The organism is Bacillus sp. OV166 (assembly GCF_900177675.1).
Classification (GTDB): Bacteria; Bacillota; Bacilli; order Bacillales; family Cytobacillaceae; genus Neobacillus.
In genome coordinates, this window is the sequence record NZ_FXWM01000002.1 from 266,485 (window position 1) to 287,066 (window position 20,582).

Below are 20,582 nucleotides of genomic sequence, written 5' to 3' on the forward strand. Positions count from 1 at the left end.
TTCCGTTTCGATGTTGACTAAGTCAACAGGAAGGGATAGGATGACACGCAACTAAACGGATCATTGAAAAGTTTCCGAAATTTAAAGGTAAGTTAAAGCTGTATTCCGAAGATTAGCTTGGTTTTTTGAAGCTCCCAAATATGAAAGTTTTAATATCGGATTATTGTATCATCATTTAGAGAATGAATGGCTCGAATTCGCGTTAGAATTAATGACTCAGTTCTTTAGAGAGGATACGTATTTAATTCAAAAACCTACCTTTCCCATTCTTCGAGAAACGCCGGATCATTATTTTAATCAAAAGCAGTTTGCTGATTTCTTATCGGAACAAGGCTTGAATTATGATAAGCGGAAATTAAATGTGTATTATAGTCGAGGGAAAATACCGAAAGCGGATGTTGAACTTGCAGGTAGACCGTATTGGAGTAAATCTACAGTCGAAGAGTTTTGCGAACAGGAGAAAGTTCGTTTGAAAAAGGATTAAGCTAAACCAGAAGTTTTTCTAGTTAAACCCATAAGGGTGAGATATGGTCATGAATGTTCAAGTACTAAAGATGCATTTAAACGAATTAAAAGCCGTAGCGATATGATATGGCTTCAGATTTTAGCGGGAGTGACAATTCCAACGTCAAACGAGGACGATAATTCCTGTTCCGTCATTATACACTTATTTATTACTCTAAGGTTTCGTAGTTGGAATCATTTTTTATGAAATCGAAAAATACGCAGTAAAACAAAAGGTATTTTTAAAAAACATCGTAACCGAAATAAATGCATATTTTCTGCACATTTTTGTTGTAGGATTTGTATGATTCTAATTTTTAGGAGGATTACGATGAAGCGAAGATTTCTTACATTGGTTGTTTTTTCACTAATTATATCAGTATTCTTAGCAGCTTGTTCAAAAGATGATTCAATGGATCATGGAGATATGGACCATAACTCAAATAAAAAACAACCGGTAACAAGCCATGAAGGGATGAATCACGGTGATATGACATCCACTCCTCAAAAGGATAATACCAAAGTAGAGTTTTCCTTTAATGAAAAACCTGAAAGTGGAAAACAAATCCCTTTAAACATTCAGGTAAATAATAAGAATGGTCAACCAATAAAGGATTTTGAAGTCGAACATGAAAAACTCATGCACTTAATTGTTGTAAGTAAAGATTTATCCTATTTTGACCATATTCATCCTGAATATAAAGGGAGCGGATTATTTACAATTAATTCAAATTTTCCTTCCGGAGGGGAATATAAGCTCTTTGCCGATTTTGTACCTAAAGGAGCAGAAAAAATGGTAAAAACTTATGACGTAACAGTAGCAGGAAACAAAGTAAGGACTACACCTTTAACAGAAGAAAAGGAATTAACAAAAGTAGTGGATGGTAAAGAGGTGACGTTGAAATTTGACCATTTGATGACTGAAATGGACTTGACGATGACATTCACGATTAAAGATGCTAATACAAAGCAGCCTATTATTAATTTACAACCATATTTAGGTGCAGTAGGACATGTTGTAGCAATTAGTGGTGATACAGAAACTTATTTACATGTTCATCCAATAGACGAAAAAGCAACAGGTCCAGATGCGAAATTTATGACAAGTTTCCCTGAGGGTGGTCTCTATAAAATTTGGGGACAATTCCAACAAAACGGAAAAGTAATTACTGTGCCATTTACCATAAATGTACCAAAATAAAAAAGACCTATGTGGGTTTGAACTGCACCCCAATTGTTGGACACATTCTAACAGTGAGGGGTGCAGTTTTTCTATGGCTAAATTTACTGCAGATGATAAGTTAGCGGCGGTTCAACGTTATTTAGAAGGTGGAGAGACGTGATGATTCCTTTATTGACAGCATGTTTGTAGCAGTTTTAACGTAATAAAATTCTATGTCAAATACCTATTTTAAAATTTTTTATAAAAAAGGCTTCACATACCATAGAGGGGTATAGTATTATGTGGTTAAGGAGGTGAGGCAATGTTGATGAATTCAGAAAATCTTAATGAAATTGTTGAAATCGATCAATGCTGCTCATCAGACGGTGAAAGAAAAAGCCACCAATCAGATAAAGTGAAGAATAACTTAACAACAAGATTAAACCGAATTGAAGGACAAATTCGAGGAATTAAAGGATTAATTGAAAAAGATACGTATTGTGATGATGTCATTACTCAAATATCTGCGACTCAATCCGCTTTAAACAGTGTCGCTCGTATTTTACTTGAAGGGCATATGAAGTCATGTGTTCTAGAAAAAATTCAAGAAGGGGATACGGAGATTTTAGATGAGGTAATGGTGACAATTCAAAAATTAATGAAAAAATAAAAGGAGACTAAGCTATAAAAAAAAATGACTCTAAACATAAAAGGTATGTCATGTGGCCATTGTATAAATTCAATTGAAGGCAGTGTAGGCAAATTATCCGGAGTTACTACTGTTAAAGTAAACTTGGATTCAGGAACTGTTAGTGTAGAGTTTAACCCGAACGAAGTAACGATTGATAAGATAAAACAATTGATGACCAAGGGTATGAAGTCCAATAAATTTGATTAAAGAACGTGCAGAATAAAGCACGATTTCTTTTCAGAAAATATATACTATACTTGGGTATAGTAATTACGAATAAGGAGGATGAAAGAATGGAGAATGTAATATTAGCTGTGAAAGGAATGTCATGTGGGCATTGTATAAATTCAATTGAAGGTAACGTAGGAAAATTAAATGGTGTTCATTTTGTAAAGGTTCACTTACATGAAGAAAAAGTAGATGTATCATTTGATTCGAAAGAGGTTTCTTTAAAGGAAATTACTGACATTATAGAAGATCAAGGTTATGATGTAGAGCTGAGTAAATCGTCTAAAGGTCAAAGCTGTCACTAAGAACTGTAAAAACGTGCTGTCTTTAGCGGCACGTTTTATTCCCCTAAAAAATATACCCCACTATAGTATATGGTGATAGGAGTGTAAGGTTATGATCGATAAAAAAGAAACAACACTTCAAATAGCTGGAATGACGTGTACAGCTTGTGCAGTGAGAATAGAAAAAGGTCTCAAAAAAATAGATGGAGTAGAGGATGCGAGCGTAAATTTTGCATTAGAAAAATCAAAAGTAACATTTGATTCGTCTAAAGCAAATGTAAATCAATTGAAGAAAAAAGTGGAATCTTTAGGATACAAAGTAGTGAGTGAGAAAGCTGAATTTGATATAAGCGGCATGACGTGTGCAGCGTGTGCGAATAAAATTGAAAAACGTTTAAATAAGCTAAATGGTGTCCAAACCGCAACGGTGAACTTCGCCTTAGAATCAGCCCTTGTAGAATATAATCCTGATGAAGTTTCGGTCTCAGATATGAAGGAGGCCATTAATAAATTGGGTTATCGCTTGGAACAAAAGCAAGAAGCAAAAGGTGAAAAGGTTGATCAAAGACAAAAAGAAATAGAAAAGCAAAAAGGGAAATTTATTTTCTCTGCTATTTTATCGATCCCTTTACTTTGGGCGATGGTCAGTCATTTTGAATTGACTTCTTTTATTTGGTTGCCAAAGATGTTCATGAATCCTTGGGTTCAACTCGCGCTTGCGACTCCAGTTCAATTTGTAGTTGGCGGTCAATTTTACGTAGGTGCTTATAAAGCATTAAGGAATAAAAGTGCAAACATGGATGTTTTGGTAGCGCTTGGAACCTCAGCAGCTTATTTCTACAGTATCTACTTGAGTATTTTATCAATAGGCTCTGATGCACATATGGTGGAATTATATTTTGAAACAAGTGCTGTGTTAATTACTCTTATTATATTAGGTAAACTGTTTGAAGCAAAAGCAAAGGGACGTTCATCTGAAGCCATTAAAAAGCTTATGGGTTTACAGGCGAAAACGGCCACAGTATTAAGAGACGGGCAAGAATTGAATGTACCAATTGAAGAGGTAATCACTGGTGATATCGTATATGTGAAACCAGGTGAAAAGGTACCTGTAGATGGAGTGATTTTTGAAGGAAGATCTGCCCTTGATGAGTCAATGATTACAGGTGAAAGTATTCCTGTCGATAAAACAGTTGGAGACTTCGTAATAGGATCAACCATTAATAAGAACGGGTTTTTAAAGGTAAAAGCAACAAAGGTAGGAAAGGATACTGCCTTAGCTCAAATCATCAAAGTAGTCGAAGAAGCTCAGGGATCAAAAGCACCAATCCAACGTTTAGCCGATGTTATATCAGGAATTTTTGTCCCAATTGTTGTTGGGATAGCCATTGTGACATTTCTAGTTTGGTACTTTGTGGTAAGTCCCGGAGAGTTTGCAGTAGCTCTTGAAAAGTTAATTGCTGTATTAGTTATCGCATGTCCATGTGCACTAGGCTTAGCTACACCTACGTCCATTATGGCAGGGTCAGGCCGGGCTGCTGAATATGGAATTTTGTTTAAAGGCGGGGAGCATCTTGAAACGACTCATCGATTGGATACAGTGATCCTTGATAAAACGGGAACTGTAACAAATGGAAAACCAACACTTACAGATGTTATTCTTTCAAATGGATTTGAAGAAAAGGAATTTTTAAAGTTAGTCGGTGCTGCAGAAAGAAATTCTGAACATCCGTTAGCTGAGGCAATTGTTGAGGGCATTAAAGAAAAAAGCATAGAACCGGGCAGCTCCGAACAGTTTGAAGCATTTCCTGGATTTGGAATACAATCTAAAGTGGAAAGCAAATCCTTGCTTATCGGAACGCGCCGGCTTATGGAGAAAAATAATATTGATGTTGGGAACATATTACCTAAGATGGAAAACTTAGAAAAGCAAGGTAAGACCGCAATGCTAGTCGCAATTGATCATCAATTTGCTGGAGTGATTGCTGTCGCAGATACAATTAAAGAAACCTCTCAAAAAGCGATTGAACGGTTAAAAAATATGGGTCTTGAGGTTGTTATGATTACAGGAGATAACAAGCAGACGGCTCAAGCAATTGCAAATGAGGTCGGAATTGATCATGTTATAGCAGAGGTTCTGCCAGAAGGTAAGGCAGAAGAAGTTAAAAAGCTTCAACAAGCAGGAAAGAAAGTAGCGATGGTCGGTGACGGTATTAACGATGCACCAGCGTTAGCTATTGCAGATATTGGTATGGCAATCGGTACAGGTACTGATGTAGCAATGGAAGCTGCTGATATCACCTTAATCAGAGGAGACTTAAATAGTATTGCCGATGCCATCTTTATGAGTAAAATGACGATTCGAAATATCAAGCAAAATCTATTTTGGGCCTTTGCTTATAATGCTATAGGAGTTCCAATTGCAGCACTAGGATTTCTGGCACCATGGCTTGCAGGAGTAGCAATGGCGTTTAGTTCAGTTTCAGTTGTTTTAAATGCACTCAGATTACAAAGGATTAAGTTAAAAGGATAATCTATCTATTAAAAAGAGAGGAGTGTTCCTTATGAAACAAAAAAACATTTTGACCTGGGCGATTTCAGCTATTATTTATCTCGGGTTAGTAATTGGCGGATATACCGTATATGCAAGCTTGGACAGTAATGACGATCACACTGATACCCATGCAGAAACAAATGGTAACGAGGACAAAGAATCTATTAATGAGCAAGCACATAACGATCATCATACTAGCCAAAGAAGTGATGGTAAGGATTCAGGGCATTCAGAACATGTAGCTCAATCAGAAAGCGAAGTGGTCACAAACGTAAAATATGAAGATGGTTTAATGATCATAGATGTGAAGGACAAAGATCAAAAATCACCTGAATTAGAAATTTCACATGAAAAGATTATGCATTTAATTATTGTAAGTGCCGACTTAGACGATTATTATCATTTACATCCTGAGGAAAAGGGAAATGGCATTTATACTTTGAAATTCGCCCTACCTGAAAACTCTTATAAAGCATTTGTTGATATTAAACCCAAAAACCTTGCCTATCAGGTTAGTCCGATAGAGCTGCATCTGGGGAAAGGTCATGGTGAACATGAAGAAAATTCACTAAAGGTTGATACAAACTTAACAAAAACACTCAATGAAAAGACAGTTGAATTAACAACTACACAGCTAGGAATAAACAAAGATGTTACGTTAAGTTTTGATACCAAAGGGATTACTCCAGAGCCCTATCTAGGGGCTTTAGGCCATGTTGTTATTTTGGATGAGAAGGGTGAGAAATTTGTTCATGTGCACCCAACATCAGAAGAAAAGATACTATTTGAAACAAAATTTGATAAACCTGGGATCTACAAAGTGTGGGGAGAATTTAAATTTGATGGTAAAGTCAGTAGCTATCCATTTGTTATAGAGGTCAAATAAAAGGAAGAACAAAGGGGAATTCTTATGAACTTAGATGGGGTTAGCAAACATCTATTAATTTGCAATGGGAAAACATGCACGAAAAATGGAGCAGAAGAAGTAACGAGACCATTAGGGGAGAAGTGATAAACTTAGAGCTGCAAAAGGAGATTCACACAACAAAAACATTTTGTAACGGCCAATGCAAGCATGGTCCAATCGCGGTTCTATATCCACAAGGAACCTGGTATAAAGAAATGAATAAAACAAAAAGTGAAGAACTAATTCGTCAATTGAAAGAAAACGACAATGTTCATTTAGGCTCTGAACTTTATTACCATGATGGTAAAACATTTAAGAATCATGAGAGTGAACTGTAACATCTTATTTCTTTCTCGAAAAAGCGTTTCTGTATAACAGGACGCTTTTCTACTGTAATAAGTGTCGACGGTATATGAAAATTCGATCATTGTGAATATAACCGAAAATAAGACGGAATGGGAGTTTGGAGGAAATAGAACCGTTGTAGCACATAAAAATTATAAGGTTTTGGTTGTGCATGACGTGAAAGCAAACGTCAAATATACCCGATTTTAAATGAATTGATTGCTTTCCTCGAGTAAGAACTGGCCATTCGCTCGTAGCGAGTCTTGGAGGGCTAAAGGTAACTTTAGTCTTTAAGCGTAGACAGTTAGGTGGAGCAGCCGTCAAGGCTGAAAATCTTATGGAGTGAAAGTCTCCTGTCATCAATTGACCGATTCGGATGACTAGCATATCCAATGAATGGTAACTAGGAGGAGCCGTGTGCATTAATAGTGCAAGCAAGGTTCTGTGAGGGTTGCGCCTTGAAAGCTCAAGGAATACATACGACTTGAGATAGTCGTCTAGATAATGCTTAGCCAGCAGTCTTGTACCGAGTCTTGCGTGGTACACGGTAACGTGTACTGCGAAGCGTAGACAGGAAGATGGCAGGCCGGAATAAAGTGAAAAGGATAATTAGTCCCGAAATTAAACGTGATGTGGAGTAGCCGACCTTTTCTCTCAATGGGGAAGGCAACAATGAAATAACCGCTATAGGCAAGGGTATTATCGTTACTCCCGGGATTCGTACCTACGGCATGTCATCAATGGATTCCTTTGGGAACAAGGGAGATCCAATAAACTTCTATAACATATAGATAAGAATTCAACAAGCCCACAAAGCAAGGAGAATTCGATGGTTTATTGGAAGTCTTACTAACTGATAGTACTCTGAGATAGGGAGAGCCTATTACATGGGGAAGCGGTTAGCGGAAATTGAATCAATCTAAGGAAACATGAGCTTCATTCAATGGAAGATTTCGGTCCTTAATTCAAAGTAAGGAGAAACCAATCATGACAACAGGATTAGAGAGAATAGCAGTAAAAGCTCAACAAGATGAAAAACTACAATTTACATCATTAGCACATCACATTACAAAAGAGTTGATTTGGACTAGTTTAAACCATATGCCAAAGAACACTTCACCTGGCATTGATGGTACCTCAAGGGATATGGCTATAATTGAGTTTGAAAATTGGGTTGGAGATATGATGAATTCAATCTACAGACATAGCTATAAACCTCCAGCAGTAAGAAGGGTCTGGATACCTAAACCTGGGAAAGTAGAAAAACGACCGATCGGAGTACCTTCGGTGGCAGATAGAGCTTTACAAAGAAGTACAGCAACGGTACTTTCATCAATTTATGAACAAGACTTTCTAAATTGTTCATACGGTGGTAGGCCAAATAGGGGAGCACATAATGCCTTAGCTACCCTTAATGAGATTATTTCAGGGAAGAAAGTTAGCTGGGTGCTGGAAGCCGACCTGAAGAACTTCTTTGGAACCTTAGACCATGATTGGATAATTAAATTCGTGCAACATAGGATTGGTGATCCTAGAATTATTAGTCTGATTAAAAGATGGTTAAAAGCAGGTGTAATGGAAGGTAAGGATATTTATGCCAGTGAAACTGGAACACCGCAAGGTGGTTCAATTAGTGTACTATTAAGTAACATTTATCTTCACTATGTATTGGATTTGTGGTTTGAGAAAGCAATAAAACCAAGACTCAAAGGAGAGTCATATCTAATAAGATATATCGATGATTTTGTAGTGTGTTTTCAATATCGTTCAGATGCAATAAGGTTTGGGAAAGTCCTTGTGAAAAGATTAAGGAAATTCTCATTAGAGCTTGAACCTAATAAGACTAGGTTAGTAGAGTTTGGACGGTTTGCCAGTAAACATGCCCTGCAAAAAGGAAAGAAATTAGAAACGATCTATTTCCTAGGTTTTACACATTATTGTACAAAAAACCGTAAGGGTAATTTCATGGTAGGTAGGAAAACCGAGAAGACCAGATTTAAGCGAAGTGTAAATAAAATCCAAGAAGTACTTCGTACTATCAGACATTGGTCTATAAAAGACCAAGTTGAGAAGATAAATCAAATTCTTAGAGGTCATTACAATTACTATGGTATGGCTGGCAATCTTCGGTCAATAACAAAAATCTATAAAATTACGGAACGTTATTGGAGAAGAATGTTAAGTAGTAGAAGCCAAAAGAGCTATATAACGTGGGAAAAGTTCAATAAGATTAAGTCGTTTTTTCCTCTAAAGCGTCCTAAACTTTCAATTCCATTTTCGGAATTAAAAATGTACGCGAAACTGTGAAGCAATTTCTGAAGAGCCCGGTGCGGGAAATCCGCACGCCGGGTTCTGTGGGGGTTTGAGTCGCCAATTGGGCAACTTTTCTACCCGGAGGGTGGAGTACAATCTACCGCAAGGTAGAAAGGCTCCCTTCTACTCGACTAGTGGAAGAACAGGAGGAAAATATAATTTTTTAATGTCGTAATTTACAACTATTGAGCACATTTTAGAGTGGTCTATTCGGCAATAATTAAAGAAAACTTTACGACTTTTTAATCTAAACTAAAAAAATAAAGGCTAGAATTAACGTAAGTAACCGGATGTAATACCTGAAAAAAATAAATTAAGGAAAGACAAATATTATTCATAATGGAAGGATGATATTTATGTATATTTCCTATAAAAACTTTCAAGGCGGAATTAATAATTTGGTGGTAGTAGAAAGCAATGGAGTGGTTACAACAAGTATAAAAGATACGGAAACAGCTATAAGAACCCATAAAAGAAAATTAAAACGATTAAAGGCTAAACAAAAGTGAACAAAACGAACATAATGTGCAATAGAAGAAATAGAGCTTGTTCAACTCGGGTGCATTAGTTTACTAAATAAGTAAGAAATTCATCTTAGCAAAGGTGGTTTTTTTACTTTGGGGAAATTTAGTTTGAAGGATTAAAACAAAAAGGTAATTTAAGATTGGTATAAGGAGTCGGCCTTTTTTAGTTTTTATATTTCGACATTTTTCTGCATTCTAAGAAGTGTAACAAAATACATAAGAGATTAGAATCATAAAAAGTTTGTTGATTTTATTGACTTTGCCAGTCATTACCGTTGCTAGTGAGTATATTAATTTTTGTTAAGTTGAGAATTTGTCAAATCTTGACCTTTTTTTTAGCTTTAATCACTTTCATTTTATTTGTAAAATAAAAAAAAGTTAAAAAACATTTATAGGGATAACTAAATGAAATTGGATTTATTAGAGAAGTGGAATGAACAAAAAGTGAGAATTATTAGAATTATATAAAGGAGATAGAACAAAATGTACAAGTATACAATCTATGTAACACATAAAGGTAAAGTTTATCAAACCAACGTAATAGCTACCAAAAACCAAACAGAACATGAAGTTTATCGTATAGCAAAAGAACAAGTTCTGAAACAATGGGCAAATTAAATACGGATCCTGGGATTAAAAGGATTTCGAATGGAACTTCCACTTGAAGAATAGATTTTGGATAGCTTCCTTTACTTGAATATCCCGCTGCCAATAGCGGCTTTGGAGGATTTTATGAAGAATATTAATTATATATAAATTATAATAAGAGGAGATGGTGGGTTTATGAAGAATACTAATAACCTTACTATAGAGGAGTTGGAAAGACGTATTGCTCATTTTGAGGATCGTCTTACGGATTTTATTATTACCGAGGAACAAAGAGAGTTAATCAAAGAAAGGTTAAGGGAACTAAAGAACGCTAAAGAGCGCAAGGCTTCCTAAACTTTTTAAATAAAATAATACATATAAATTAAAGAGCATTATCTTTTTAAGATAGATGCTCTTTTTTGTAACCGCATTTTATTAACCTAGTCTATACCTCTCTGACTCGCACCATGCGTCTGGGTTTTGATAGTGCTGAACATTAGCGTTCAAACCAAAGAAAGAACATGTTGAGGTGGGTTTATGTTTGATTGAATTTATTCTCATTTCGTAAATACTTGGTTCTTTCTTTTTCTAGTGAGGGGCGGATTCGTAATAAAATGGGCTACTTATCTGTATTTTTTATTTAAGAAATCAAAGAAACAAGATGGTTCGTAAAATTGCCTTAAAGTACCTTAACGTAATGCACCTTGCTTGAATATCCATCCAAGTATTGCTTCCTTATACTTTTTAACTAAGCATATAAAATATACATTATATTCATTTAAACTACCAAAATCATATGTTGTACTCATTGTATAATGTTTATTTTTAGCTCAATTTTGTATGATTTTTATGTGGTTAAACTCGGCATATAATTGAAGAGGTTAAAAGATGATAGAAGAGCCAATCTGCAGAAAAAGAACAAGTCGTCCAGAACCATTATTTCCCATCGGAATGATATTCTTATTTTTGTTATCCAGCTGCTAAGTATCTAACAAAATTCCAATATATGAGAATAAAATAAAAGGCCACCCATTTTTAAATGGTGGCTTTGTTTTTCGACGTTTTCTTTCACAATGTGCACAATATTCGAAGTGTTCTTTAAACTCAACTTTGATATCAGACAAATTCCTACGGCAAACGTCTCTTCTTTATCTTTAATAAAACATTACATATAAAAAGTGTTATACTTTTTAATTAAAAAAATTAGAGGTGGGTCCATGAAACTTAAATACTTTATACATCGGATTGCTGCGTTGGATATCAAAACCTTTTAAAAGACCGTTAGTAAGTTCCATGTGTAATCATCCCCCTGATTTATAAATAAATTTGATAACCAACATAACAAAGATATACGACTAAAACGGTGAAAAATCCTTGTTCAATTGCACCGCCGGTACGAATTCCGCCAGGTATACCTATATCGATTTTTAAAGGCCATAAAAACTTAATTCCTTGTTTTGTAAGCATATCCAGAGCCATATGACTGAACATTCCCAGCAAGATACCGAATTCAAGATCTTTAGGCCAGAAAGTCTGCTGAAATAAGAAGAATGCTAAAACTAAAAACAAAAGACTATGAGTAAAGGAACGATGACCGAATACCTTGCTGATTATATTATCAATCAACGGTACCTTTCGGCCAATCGATGAACCGGTGTGGTCGATATCCGGAATTAAAGCACCAAGAGCTAAACTACCAAAAAAAAGAGCTTCATGGCCAACGGCTCCTCCCAAGTTTAAATATAGAGCGCCAGCTGCTAAGCCCCCAACAATATGTGTTTTCCCTTCCATGTTTCTCCCCTATTCTTTTCATCCACAAATGAAATAGCTTGATCACCTTTTGTCCAATACACAATACGGAATAAATTCATTATAAATAATCCTTTATTCATCAACTTCTCCAGTTCCCATGCAAACAGGACAAACCAATATTAAACGGAAAACAAAAAGAGAGGAAAGAGGAGTTCGACCCAACTTCCCTAAATAAGGTTAGACTTTTTCACCTTAGGAATCCATTTTTTTAAAGTATTCATCGACTTGCTGACTAAAAAAGTCTTTTAGATTAGATTTTCCTACTTAGAAATCCGCTTTTTTACTTGTTAAACTTATCGCTACATTTGCATTTGTCAAGAATTCGACTAATGAACCAGCCATATGATCGTTTCATAATCTTCATCGGCAATAAATATTGTATTTCTTGCATTGGATTATGTATACACCCACTTGATCGGTTTGATAGGGGTACAGACAGCAAAACAGAAAAATTGTACGTTAAGGCTGAAAGCCTTGATATAAAAGGGTTCCAATAATGACCGTTTTTGGTGCTTGAATAAGCGAAGTCTTATAAGACCTAAAATCAGTTAATTTATAGCACCAAAACTCATTACCAAAACCAAAGCTCCAATTATTAAGGCTAAATACATTTTTGGTAAGATCTTAGTGTACACATAACAAGCAATTTTCTTATTTTAATTTGCTTACCGTACAAAATTTCCGAAATGTTGGCGAGACCCCTGATAAAAATAAATTTATCATCCGACCCCAATACTGATGTGGTCCGGAACGTTTTTCCGATAGATTGGGATAATTATCACATTATCTCTTTAAATGTGTTATACAATTTATTATTGACAAACCAAATGTGACATACTATTATAATATTAACAAATAAAAAACGCTTACATTTTAAGAAATTAGAATTGTCTATCTTATAAAATTCAAACAAAAGGGAGTTTTTATAATGGGAACTATCATTTGCCAAAGTTGCAATAACACAATTGATCATTTTGAGAATGAGAAAGTATCAACTTTATACGGACAATGCACTTGCTGTGATAAAAAACAAAAGAAGACTTCTAAATAATTCAAACATAAATCAATACTATAAAAGCCGTTCTCAAATGTTGAGAACGGCTTTTATAGTTAAAATCATTAATATATGGTATTTTTTCTCAGGATAATAACCAAATATGTAACTTTTGAGTCTATTTTGTTATGCTCTTTTTTTGGCTTTTTGAATTTTCATGGGAGTGAAAATATTTTTGTTTTTTATTACATAATTGATTTCACTTTAATACTTCTAATCGGTAAATAAGCCTTGATATAACTTGGAAGGGGAGATCCACTGTTCAAGTTGACTTTGATTTAACTTTTTGAGAGAAAACCTCCGTCCAAATAACGTAAAAAAATCCTTGCCTGGACTTCATGATGCTTTCAAAAGTTACAAGTTAACTTTAATGGGTGGGGAAAGATCCAAGCTATTTTTTAGTTAATGGGTCAAAAAATATTTTTGTCCCTAATAATTATTGAATAAAAATGTGTAGTATTGTATATTTATTCAATAGTTATTGAAAAAGGAGATACAGAATGGATATTTATCATGCAGTGACAAGTGATGTTAAAGATATTTATGATTTAATCCAAATTTATGCTAAAAAAGGAATCGTATTGCCTCGTACGTATTTATCACTCTATCAACATTTACAATGTTTGTATGTTATGAAAGAGGATAATATTATACTAGGGGTTGCAGGATTACATGTTTTAGGACAGGACCTGGCAGAGATACGATCTTTGGTTGTTTCTCCCGATTATGCTGGAAAAGGTATTGGTCGCAAATTAGTTAATCGTATTATAAGTGATGCACCGAAACTTGGAATTAGCCGTGTAATGTCTTTCACATACGAAACAGAGTTTTTCAAAAAATGTGGTTTTAAGATCGTAGCAAAGGAGACTTTGCCTGAAAAAGTGTGGGTGGATTGTATGAATTGTCCTAAGTTGGATTGCTGTGATGAAGTCGCAATGATTAAGTATGTTGGGTAAGGTGTCAGATAGGTTGCATACAGTGATATTAAACTTGGCAGTTTATAAGAGAAATAGGAATGGCGCCATTATGTGGTGCCATTTTCTTCGGTGTTTAGGAAATGATAAATTTTAGATTTGTAATCACAATACGACGTGCGAGAAAAGACCCAAGTAAATAATCGCCACTTGGGCCGTGATTTAAGTCGAGTTACCTATTTTGTTGAAAGATAAGAAAGTATAAAATTTCGACTTTGAGAATTGTCCAGCGCCAGCGCCTATCTAGACTCAATACAGCCATTTAAATCCGATTATTCTATAAGATAATGATTAATGGTCTGTTCTTTTATCCATTGTTGTACCTTAAATAATCGGAGGTCGAAGGCCATTTGAAATAGACCAGTCAGACGATATTGGAAGAAGTCATTTTTTTTTTGAGTTTCTTGAGTGCTTCCACATAAGAAGAAAGACCAAGCTTACGTGAAAGCAAACGTCATATATACCCGATTTTAAATGAATGGATTGCTTTTGTGGTCAAAAGTGTTTGACCTGAAAGGATAGAGGTTGGGCTTTGCACACTTATTGATAAAGTAATAGCAAATATATAACTATAAGAAAAATTTCTGAAAATTCAATTTAAACTTGAAGTTGTAAGCGCTTTCTATTATAATAAATAGTGGGTTGGATGGCATGCGTGGCCGTCAGCGTATCTGGCGTAGGTGGGGCCGATACTAGGGACAGATGTAGATTGTCCTTATAATAAAATACTTAAATGTTCGTTAAATATGTGGAAAATGGGTGAAGGAGAATAATAAGAAAAACTTCATATCAATAATACGTACTGGATCGATTAAATCGCTATCCAGTTTTTTATTGGGAATTAATACTTCGATATTTCGAAACGACTTTTACGACACCGTTCATTCTTCTAAAATTTTAAGATATGAAATGGGCAACGCTTGAAATGCTTACCCTCTAATTGTCGATCATAATTGTACGTTTGCACTCGTACCTATAACAGCCCTTCACAGCTTAAGCGTAGCTGGAAGGGCTAAATATTTTGAACTAGCGGAAACACTGAAAACGGTTCACCGTTACATTCGTTGTATTTCATTCATTTTTTCGTTTTGTTCCATTTGATTTAATGTACTCCTTGTGTATCTATTGGAGAAAAATAACACTATGATGAAAAAAATCAAGCATCCACCCATCATAACCAACAAGAAATATTGCAACCCTAAAACGAGAACTGAAAACTCCATTCAAATCCCCCTTGTATAATGACTTGTCTTCTATGTATTTCTATGAATGTGAAAAAATCCCTTCTATTAAAGCGCAATAATGTAAAGGTTTGACCTTTTTATGGTAAGTATTTATTTGACCATTACATTGGTTAAGGAAAAGAAATCAAGATGGATGGTGGATCTCAGTTCATACTGAATTTGAATTTTTTTCTTTAGAGGATCAATTTTTGTTACAAATCCAACGCGTGAAGTAAAAAAGCCGTTTGTCCATGTGGTAATTTCTAATAGCTTTTTGGTGGCCATGCCTTCAAATAATAATCGTTCCATCTCTTCAATTTTTGTTTCAACGAGATGTGGTCTAGGAGTTTTATGATCATCCTCCCAAAGATTCTTCCACATTTTTATGGTTTCAGGCATGAAAAAGCCATTCCATTTCTTCATACCACGATCTTTATGATCTTTATTCATTAAAAATTCCCCTCTCTATATATTATAGGAACATTCGTTCTTATTATTCAAGGGGAATGTTACAAAATTTTAGATATTCCTACATCCCCCTACAGATTTTTGCCAGTCAGGCAGCCTTAAGGCTGCGATTTTTCTTCAGAAATAAGGACTTTATAATCTTAAGGTTAAAAGCATACAGAACGACTTTGGGCAGCAGCACTACGGACTGAACAGAAAGGATAAAACCCTTTCTGTCAGTCCGTACGTGTCGCTTCGGCATTAAATGGACCGATAACCACGGTCTGTACGGTTTACGCAACATTCCGTAGGTTCCTGTTCCATTTACGGCTTACACCGCCATACCAAACGAGCCGAAAACCGGAAAATCGGAAAATCAAAAGATTAAAAGATCAAGAGAATAAAGGACAAAAGGAGAGCAGCCGAAACGGCTGCTTTTGTTGTTTATTTTTCCCTTTTGCCTTCCGAATCGTAAAACATCGCAAGCTTTCTAAGCTTCCAGCCGGTAGTACACCCGAACCTTTCCGGCTAGAAGCTAAGAATGCTATTAAATCGGTCAAGGGGCACAAAAGTTTTTTGCTTAAGGGCGCTTTCGCAACAGCAAAAAACTTTTGTGCAAAGAGCGCCCTTGACCCTAGTTTTAGTGACCAAATGTCCATTATATTGATTGAGTTCCATCGATGTAATGTAATTCATTTGGTTTATTTATTTCCATATAGTTTTTTCCCCATTTATGCATGGCTTCTAAAATCGGCATTAAGCTTTCCCCTTGTTTAGTCAGTGAATACTCCACTTTAGGAGGAACAACTGGATAAATTTCACGATGGACAATATGAACTTCTTCTAATTCTCGTAATTGATTTACCAACATTCGTTGTGTAATTCCTGGAATTAACTTTCTGAGTTCACCAAAGCGTTTTGTTCCTTCTTTTCTTAAATACCATAAAATTAACATTTTCCATTTTCCACCGATTATAGAAAGAGTAAGTTCTTTTTCACAGTTAAATGTTTTTCCTTGAAGATGACTCATTTGTTTTCCTCCTATAGTATATTGTTTCGCACTATCTATAAAAGTGCTTATATATCAACCTGAATTATTCAAAGTATACTAATATTTGTTAAATGAAAATTGTAAAAATCCAACTTTTTGAAAAATTTAACGAATATCAATGTATGATTATCTCGTAAGATTATGTAGATCCATGGTTTTGAAGATGAAAAGCTCTTTATTATTTAAGTGAATTTGCAGAAAAAAAGAAGCTGATTCCAATAGTCGTCTTTTAACGACCTTTAGAGACAGCTTCTTTCTATTTTGATATCCATATTTTTTTCCAATAAACCTATTCAAGGTTGGCGTGTTTACCATACAGTTTATTAGAGTTTAAGCCTTTTTTTTCCATGAAACGTAAAATCAATGCATCATAAAATAACAACATTGTTTGTTCGAAAAGGGACCCCTTCCCCAACATACTCAGGAGTAATATCAATTAGAAAAGGTAGTTCCAATGCATCTGGATTATTCGAATAACGATAGGAATCCGTTTTAAAAGGAAAAGGAAAACGATCGATTAAAGGTTGATCAGGGATTTTTACTTGAGTAAGGTGATTTTGTTTCATATTTTCATCCTCCAGGTAATCATGTATTTTTTATAGAACAAGCATTCTATAAAAGAGAGAACTTAATCATAGAATGCTTGTTATGATCATGAAAAACGAATAGAAGGATAATTTGATTACCTTCTGATGGCTATATCATTTTTATTCCTCTTTAATGAAAGTCTCACTTTATTACAAAAAAGCAGGCTAAGGTAGTCGATGTGCTGTATAGATAGCGTCACCGTCACGTTCTCCATCAAAAATAGCAGTTGTGTCAGGAGTGAAAATTAACACATCTCCCTTCTCTGCTACATATTTTTGATCTTGATCATCACGAATCACGATCTTTCCATTTAGCACAACCTTCATCTCCAAAAACGTATAAGTAAATGTAAAGCTTTCACATGGCTGCATCGAAAAGTATTCCAGTTGCACAGCATTTTTCTGATCTGTAATAGGTACGTCGATGATTACCTTTTTAATGCTGGTAATGTTGTAATCCATTTAATTCTTTCTTTTGGTAAGTACCAGCTTTAATTAATTGGACGCCTGGTTGTTGGCTTAGAAAAGTAAATTCTGTTTTCGATAACACTTTTTCACTCATTTTCTTCACCTCTTGATTTTATTTAGATTAGGAATTTGTTTCTCTATGATATTAGTTCCTCTTATATCTATCTTTTTTGGACACCCTTATCATGACATGAAAAAAATAGGAGGATATAGTCGATTTTCTTAACTATTGGAATAATGTTAGAAAGAGCGTTAGGTAATCTTACATGAATTTCGTTTTTTACAATAAAATGTCATCAAACAGAATTATGTTTAGAAAGAAAACATTCTAGATAAGAGAGGGAAGATAGAAAAATAATGAAAAAGGTATAAATAATAGAGTTCCGAGAAGAAGCGGGAGGAAATTATTCAAAAGTACATTTTAAAACTTTGGCTTTTAGTCATTGTATTACTAGTATGGAAAGGGAAGATGTATATTGTCTGAGGTCATTCGAAAGTCTATCAAACTTTTATTAGTTCTTACACCTCAGGAGGAAAAGGTGGAGTGGAGTGCTACAGAGATTAGTCGAGAACTTGATATCCCTGTTCAAACAGTGCATAGGTTACTTTCTTCACTTGAAGAAAGTGGAGTTGTCTTTAAAAGTTTGGAAACAAAAAAATACCGTTTAGGCTTAAATTTGCTAAGAATTGGATTTTCATTAAGAAATAATCTATTAGTGCGAAATATTGCTATTCCAATTATGGAAAGATTGGTAGATAAGACAAAAGAAAGTGTATATTTAACAGTTCCTGAAGGTGATGAAGGTGTATTTATTGACTGTATAAATACGATGCAATGGTTAAAATTAGCTGAGCCAATTGGGATGAGAGTTCCTCTCTGTACTGGTGCCTCTCAAAAAGTCATTTTGGCCTTTATGAATGGAAAATCTCAACAAAATATCATACAAATTCTTAGCGAAAAAGGAAAAATTAAAGATTTACAAAAATTAAAAGAAGATATTAGAAATATTAAAGAAAAACGTTTAGCCATATCACTCGGAGAAATTACAAAAGGAACAGCTAGTATAGCCGCTCCCGTTTTTTCTTGGGAAAATAAGGTTGTAGCCTCGATCACCGTGAATGGTCCAGAAGCAAGAGTTACAGGGAGTCGACTAAGAGACATTGAAGTTTTTGTACAAAAAGCCGCGAGGGAATTATCAGAAGAATTGGGATGGATTAAAACAACCTCAAAAATAAGTTTAAGGTAATATTTCTCAATAATTATATGGGGGAATAGGTTCGGAGTTTGATAGATCTTGGATTGGAAATGAGAAATTAAAAAAATCCTATAGTGATGATGACAGTTTACTGCAGCTTTCATTGGATTAGAAAAAAGTGGTTTAGGTTGTTATATGATTATGGTTCTGAATATTTAAAATAGCATAAAAATAAGTGCGAGGAGGAGAAAATATATGAAGAAATTGTTGAAAATAAATGGATTATTATTTGTATCTGCTTTGTTTCTTATTTTTCTATTACCCATAAATGCCTTCGCTGCTACTCCTGGAGAGATTGATACAGGAGATACTACTTGGATAATAGTAGCCACAGCACTTGTATTGTTTATGCATGTACCTGGTCTTGCACTCTTCTATGGAGGACTGGTCAGTGAGAGGAATGTTGTATCTACATTAATGCATAGTTTTGTCAGCCTATTAATTGTTAGTGTCGTTTGGGTTTTATGGGGTTATAGCTTAAGTTATGGTACAAGTATCGGAGGCTTTATTGGGGGGTTGGATTATGTAGGATTTAAAGGAGTTGGACCAGAAGCATATGGTTCATTAATGATTCCTCATTATTTGTTTGCGGTATTACAGATCGTTTATGTAGCGATCACAGTGGCGATCATTTCAAGTGGAATCGCTGGAAGGATTTCTTTTAAAGCATGGATTTTATTTACGATTTTATGGCCAACTGTTGTGTACGCACCGATGGCTCACATGGTATGGGGAGGTGGTTTGCTAGCACAATTGGGCGAACTAGATTTTGCTGGTGGAACCGTTGTTCATATTACGTCAGGAGTTGCAGCTCTTGTGGCTGCCATCATGATTGGTCCTAGACGGGCTTATTCCTTGGAACAAAAGCCACATAATGTTGTTCTATTCTTATTCGGTGCCGCTACTTTATGGTTTGGTTGGTTTGGATTTAATGGTGGGAGTGCACTAGCATCAGGTGGCCTCACCGCTCTAGTTGTTCTTAATACTCATGTAGCGGGAGCAGCCGCTGGAATAGGTTGGCTTATTATCGAGTGGATCATACGTAAACGCCCGACGCTTGTCGGCACAGCTACAGGTGCTATTGCTGGTTTAGTCGCAATTACTCCAGCAGCAGGTTTTGTATCTGTTCCGTCAGCATTAATCATTGGCTTTATTGGTGCACCTGTATGCTATTTTAGTATTTATTTTTTGAAAGCAAGGTTAAAGTACGATGATACATTGGATGCATTTGGCGTTCATGGTTTGGCTGGTATCTGGGGAGCGATTGCTACAGGTCTTTTTGCTAGCAAAGCGATAAATCCAGCTGGTAATGATGGGGTGTTCTATGGAAATCCAGAGCAATTGCTTCATCAGCTTACTGGTGTTGGGGTAGCGATCGTTTTGACAGTAGTAGGGACGTTCGTCATCTTAAAAGTTATTAGCTTATTTACACCGTTGCGCGTGAGTGAAAAAGAGGAATTAGTAGGTTTAGATTTAAGTTTTCACGATGAGCCTGCTTATAATACAGAATCTAAAATGATCTTAAAAAAATACGAGATAAGATAATAACCGTTAAGTTGTAGTGAAAATGCCGTCAGTTTTCGATCCTTGAACATTCAAGTATTTTGAAG

24 protein-coding genes and 1 pseudogene are annotated in these 20,582 nt (G+C 35.2%); 17 read left to right on the forward strand and 8 right to left on the reverse strand.

Translation table 11 applies throughout. The features are described 5' to 3' along the window. The first annotated feature begins 163 nt into the window (after positions 1 to 163). The 13 genes from CCK98_RS33060 (at position 164) to CCK98_RS35860 (ending at position 10,454) form a co-directional block, all read left to right on the forward strand. Positions 164 to 484: a hypothetical protein gene (locus tag CCK98_RS33060; RefSeq protein WP_142292254.1), complete on the forward strand. Its 321-nt coding sequence runs from the start codon at positions 164 to 166 to the stop codon at positions 482 to 484. Positions 485 to 835: 351 nt separating this feature from the next. Beyond that, entirely contained in the window at positions 836 to 1,705 is an 870-nt protein-coding gene (locus CCK98_RS33065) for a hypothetical protein (RefSeq protein ID WP_088090824.1), read from the forward strand. 289 nt (positions 1,706 to 1,994) lie between these two features. Then, entirely contained in the window at positions 1,995 to 2,336 is a 342-nt protein-coding gene (locus CCK98_RS33070) for a metal-sensitive transcriptional regulator (protein ID WP_088091082.1), read from the forward strand. Between the two features lie 45 nt (positions 2,337 to 2,381). After that, positions 2,382 to 2,564 (forward strand): cation transporter, encoded by a 183-nt coding sequence (locus CCK98_RS33075; RefSeq protein ID WP_306299010.1) that lies wholly within the window; start codon positions 2,382 to 2,384, stop codon positions 2,562 to 2,564. Positions 2,565 to 2,650: 86 nt separating this feature from the next. After that, complete coding sequence (gene copZ, locus CCK98_RS33080; RefSeq protein ID WP_088090825.1) at positions 2,651 to 2,890, forward strand: copper chaperone CopZ; 240 nt, start codon at positions 2,651 to 2,653, stop codon at positions 2,888 to 2,890. A gap of 91 nt (positions 2,891 to 2,981) precedes the next feature. Next, positions 2,982 to 5,402 carry a heavy metal translocating P-type ATPase gene (locus CCK98_RS33085; RefSeq protein WP_088090826.1) on the forward strand — a complete coding sequence of 807 codons (2,421 nt, stop codon included), beginning with the start codon at positions 2,982 to 2,984 and terminating at the stop codon, positions 5,400 to 5,402. A gap of 31 nt (positions 5,403 to 5,433) precedes the next feature. Beyond that, positions 5,434 to 6,309 carry a hypothetical protein gene (locus CCK98_RS33090; RefSeq protein ID WP_088090827.1) on the forward strand — a complete coding sequence of 292 codons (876 nt, stop codon included), beginning with the start codon at positions 5,434 to 5,436 and terminating at the stop codon, positions 6,307 to 6,309. Between the two features lie 122 nt (positions 6,310 to 6,431). Further along, positions 6,432 to 6,668 carry a hypothetical protein gene (locus CCK98_RS33095; protein ID WP_088090828.1) on the forward strand — a complete coding sequence of 79 codons (237 nt, stop codon included), beginning with the start codon at positions 6,432 to 6,434 and terminating at the stop codon, positions 6,666 to 6,668. Between the two features lie 61 nt (positions 6,669 to 6,729). After that, a complete protein-coding gene (locus CCK98_RS33100) occupies positions 6,730 to 6,885 on the forward strand; it encodes a DUF2187 family protein (protein WP_088090829.1) in 156 nt (51 codons plus the stop codon). A 777-nt stretch (positions 6,886 to 7,662) separates the two neighbouring features. Continuing rightward, entirely contained in the window at positions 7,663 to 8,982 is a 1,320-nt protein-coding gene (ltrA, locus tag CCK98_RS33105; protein ID WP_088085493.1) for a group II intron reverse transcriptase/maturase, read from the forward strand. A gap of 362 nt (positions 8,983 to 9,344) precedes the next feature. Continuing rightward, positions 9,345 to 9,497, forward strand: coding sequence for a hypothetical protein (locus CCK98_RS35855; RefSeq protein ID WP_168243671.1), 153 nt, complete (start codon positions 9,345 to 9,347; stop codon positions 9,495 to 9,497). A gap of 498 nt (positions 9,498 to 9,995) precedes the next feature. Then, positions 9,996 to 10,130 carry a BA3454 family stress response protein gene (locus CCK98_RS33110; RefSeq protein WP_088090830.1) on the forward strand — a complete coding sequence of 45 codons (135 nt, stop codon included), beginning with the start codon at positions 9,996 to 9,998 and terminating at the stop codon, positions 10,128 to 10,130. Between the two features lie 165 nt (positions 10,131 to 10,295). After that, positions 10,296 to 10,454 carry a hypothetical protein gene (locus CCK98_RS35860; RefSeq protein WP_168243672.1) on the forward strand — a complete coding sequence of 53 codons (159 nt, stop codon included), beginning with the start codon at positions 10,296 to 10,298 and terminating at the stop codon, positions 10,452 to 10,454. Positions 10,455 to 11,414: 960 nt separating this feature from the next. Here the strand turns inward: CCK98_RS35860 and CCK98_RS33115 are convergent. Next, positions 11,415 to 11,891 carry a metal-dependent hydrolase gene (locus tag CCK98_RS33115; protein ID WP_088090831.1) on the reverse strand — a complete coding sequence of 159 codons (477 nt, stop codon included), beginning with the start codon at positions 11,889 to 11,891 and terminating at the stop codon, positions 11,415 to 11,417. A gap of 949 nt (positions 11,892 to 12,840) precedes the next feature. Here CCK98_RS33115 and CCK98_RS33120 point away from each other — a divergent pair. After that, entirely contained in the window at positions 12,841 to 12,963 is a 123-nt protein-coding gene (locus tag CCK98_RS33120; RefSeq protein ID WP_088090832.1) for a GapA-binding peptide SR1P, read from the forward strand. A 503-nt stretch (positions 12,964 to 13,466) separates the two neighbouring features. Further along, complete coding sequence (locus tag CCK98_RS33125; RefSeq protein ID WP_088090833.1) at positions 13,467 to 13,922, forward strand: N-acetyltransferase; 456 nt, start codon at positions 13,467 to 13,469, stop codon at positions 13,920 to 13,922. A 1,073-nt stretch (positions 13,923 to 14,995) separates the two neighbouring features. Here the strand turns inward: CCK98_RS33125 and CCK98_RS35865 are convergent. The 7 genes and pseudogenes from CCK98_RS35865 to CCK98_RS36890 form a co-directional block, all read right to left on the reverse strand. Next, on the reverse strand, positions 14,996 to 15,163 hold the full coding sequence (locus CCK98_RS35865; RefSeq protein ID WP_179196063.1) for a hypothetical protein: 168 nt from the start codon (positions 15,161 to 15,163) through the stop codon (positions 14,996 to 14,998). Between the two features lie 111 nt (positions 15,164 to 15,274). Continuing rightward, positions 15,275 to 15,613 (reverse strand): YolD-like family protein, encoded by a 339-nt coding sequence (locus CCK98_RS33130; protein WP_088090834.1) that lies wholly within the window; start codon positions 15,611 to 15,613, stop codon positions 15,275 to 15,277. Positions 15,614 to 16,268: 655 nt separating this feature from the next. Next, entirely contained in the window at positions 16,269 to 16,640 is a 372-nt protein-coding gene (locus tag CCK98_RS33140) for a helix-turn-helix domain-containing protein (protein ID WP_088090836.1), read from the reverse strand. Positions 16,641 to 16,950: 310 nt separating this feature from the next. Further along, positions 16,951 to 17,067, reverse strand: a pseudogene (locus CCK98_RS36695) (6-phospho-3-hexuloisomerase); the annotation flags it as partial. Next, positions 17,030 to 17,227 carry a hypothetical protein gene (locus CCK98_RS33150; RefSeq protein ID WP_088090837.1) on the reverse strand — a complete coding sequence of 66 codons (198 nt, stop codon included), beginning with the start codon at positions 17,225 to 17,227 and terminating at the stop codon, positions 17,030 to 17,032. The gene CCK98_RS33150 and the pseudogene CCK98_RS36695, both read right to left, overlap by 38 nt. Positions 17,228 to 17,413: 186 nt before the next feature. Then, positions 17,414 to 17,710, reverse strand: a complete 297-nt coding sequence (locus CCK98_RS33155; protein ID WP_306299002.1) for a cupin domain-containing protein — start codon at positions 17,708 to 17,710, stop codon at positions 17,414 to 17,416. Next, entirely contained in the window at positions 17,685 to 17,810 is a 126-nt protein-coding gene (locus tag CCK98_RS36890) for a hypothetical protein (protein WP_306299003.1), read from the reverse strand. Before CCK98_RS36890 ends, CCK98_RS33155 begins: the two co-directional genes overlap by 26 nt. 382 nt (positions 17,811 to 18,192) lie before the next feature. On the opposite strand from CCK98_RS36890, the gene CCK98_RS33160 reads away from it, so the two are divergent. Next, complete coding sequence (locus tag CCK98_RS33160) at positions 18,193 to 18,963, forward strand: IclR family transcriptional regulator (RefSeq protein WP_088090838.1); 771 nt, start codon at positions 18,193 to 18,195, stop codon at positions 18,961 to 18,963. A 204-nt stretch (positions 18,964 to 19,167) separates the two neighbouring features. Continuing rightward, positions 19,168 to 20,517, forward strand: coding sequence for an ammonium transporter (locus CCK98_RS33165; protein WP_088090839.1), 1,350 nt, complete (start codon positions 19,168 to 19,170; stop codon positions 20,515 to 20,517). Positions 20,518 to 20,582 lie beyond the last annotated feature (65 nt).

What these genes read in the sequence shown, in the direction of transcription:
- CCK98_RS33065 (WP_088090824.1), top strand. Translation starts at nt 836, where the DNA reads ATGAAGCGAAGATTTCTTACATTGGTTGTTTTTTCACTAATTATATCA.
- CCK98_RS33070 (WP_088091082.1), top strand. Translation starts at nt 1,995, where the DNA reads ATGAATTCAGAAAATCTTAATGAAATTGTTGAAATCGATCAATGCTGC.
- CCK98_RS33075 (WP_306299010.1), top strand. Translation starts at nt 2,382, where the DNA reads ATGTCATGTGGCCATTGTATAAATTCAATTGAAGGCAGTGTAGGCAAA.
- copZ (WP_088090825.1), top strand. Translation starts at nt 2,651, where the DNA reads ATGGAGAATGTAATATTAGCTGTGAAAGGAATGTCATGTGGGCATTGT.
- CCK98_RS33085 (WP_088090826.1), top strand. Translation starts at nt 2,982, where the DNA reads ATGATCGATAAAAAAGAAACAACACTTCAAATAGCTGGAATGACGTGT.
- CCK98_RS33090 (WP_088090827.1), top strand. Translation starts at nt 5,434, where the DNA reads ATGAAACAAAAAAACATTTTGACCTGGGCGATTTCAGCTATTATTTAT.
- ltrA (WP_088085493.1), top strand. Translation starts at nt 7,663, where the DNA reads ATGACAACAGGATTAGAGAGAATAGCAGTAAAAGCTCAACAAGATGAA.
- CCK98_RS35855 (WP_168243671.1), top strand. Translation starts at nt 9,345, where the DNA reads ATGTATATTTCCTATAAAAACTTTCAAGGCGGAATTAATAATTTGGTG.
- CCK98_RS33110 (WP_088090830.1), top strand. Translation starts at nt 9,996, where the DNA reads ATGTACAAGTATACAATCTATGTAACACATAAAGGTAAAGTTTATCAA.
- CCK98_RS35860 (WP_168243672.1), top strand. Translation starts at nt 10,296, where the DNA reads ATGAAGAATACTAATAACCTTACTATAGAGGAGTTGGAAAGACGTATT.
- CCK98_RS33115 (WP_088090831.1), bottom strand. Translation starts at nt 11,891, where the DNA reads ATGGAAGGGAAAACACATATTGTTGGGGGCTTAGCAGCTGGCGCTCTA.
- CCK98_RS33120 (WP_088090832.1), top strand. Translation starts at nt 12,841, where the DNA reads ATGGGAACTATCATTTGCCAAAGTTGCAATAACACAATTGATCATTTT.
- CCK98_RS33125 (WP_088090833.1), top strand. Translation starts at nt 13,467, where the DNA reads ATGGATATTTATCATGCAGTGACAAGTGATGTTAAAGATATTTATGAT.
- CCK98_RS35865 (WP_179196063.1), bottom strand. Translation starts at nt 15,163, where the DNA reads ATGGAGTTTTCAGTTCTCGTTTTAGGGTTGCAATATTTCTTGTTGGTT.
- CCK98_RS33130 (WP_088090834.1), bottom strand. Translation starts at nt 15,613, where the DNA reads ATGAATAAAGATCATAAAGATCGTGGTATGAAGAAATGGAATGGCTTT.
- CCK98_RS33140 (WP_088090836.1), bottom strand. Translation starts at nt 16,640, where the DNA reads ATGAGTCATCTTCAAGGAAAAACATTTAACTGTGAAAAAGAACTTACT.
- CCK98_RS33150 (WP_088090837.1), bottom strand. Translation starts at nt 17,227, where the DNA reads ATGAAACAAAATCACCTTACTCAAGTAAAAATCCCTGATCAACCTTTA.
- CCK98_RS33155 (WP_306299002.1), bottom strand. Translation starts at nt 17,710, where the DNA reads ATGGATTACAACATTACCAGCATTAAAAAGGTAATCATCGACGTACCT.
- CCK98_RS36890 (WP_306299003.1), bottom strand. Translation starts at nt 17,810, where the DNA reads ATGAGTGAAAAAGTGTTATCGAAAACAGAATTTACTTTTCTAAGCCAA.
- CCK98_RS33165 (WP_088090839.1), top strand. Translation starts at nt 19,168, where the DNA reads ATGAAGAAATTGTTGAAAATAAATGGATTATTATTTGTATCTGCTTTG.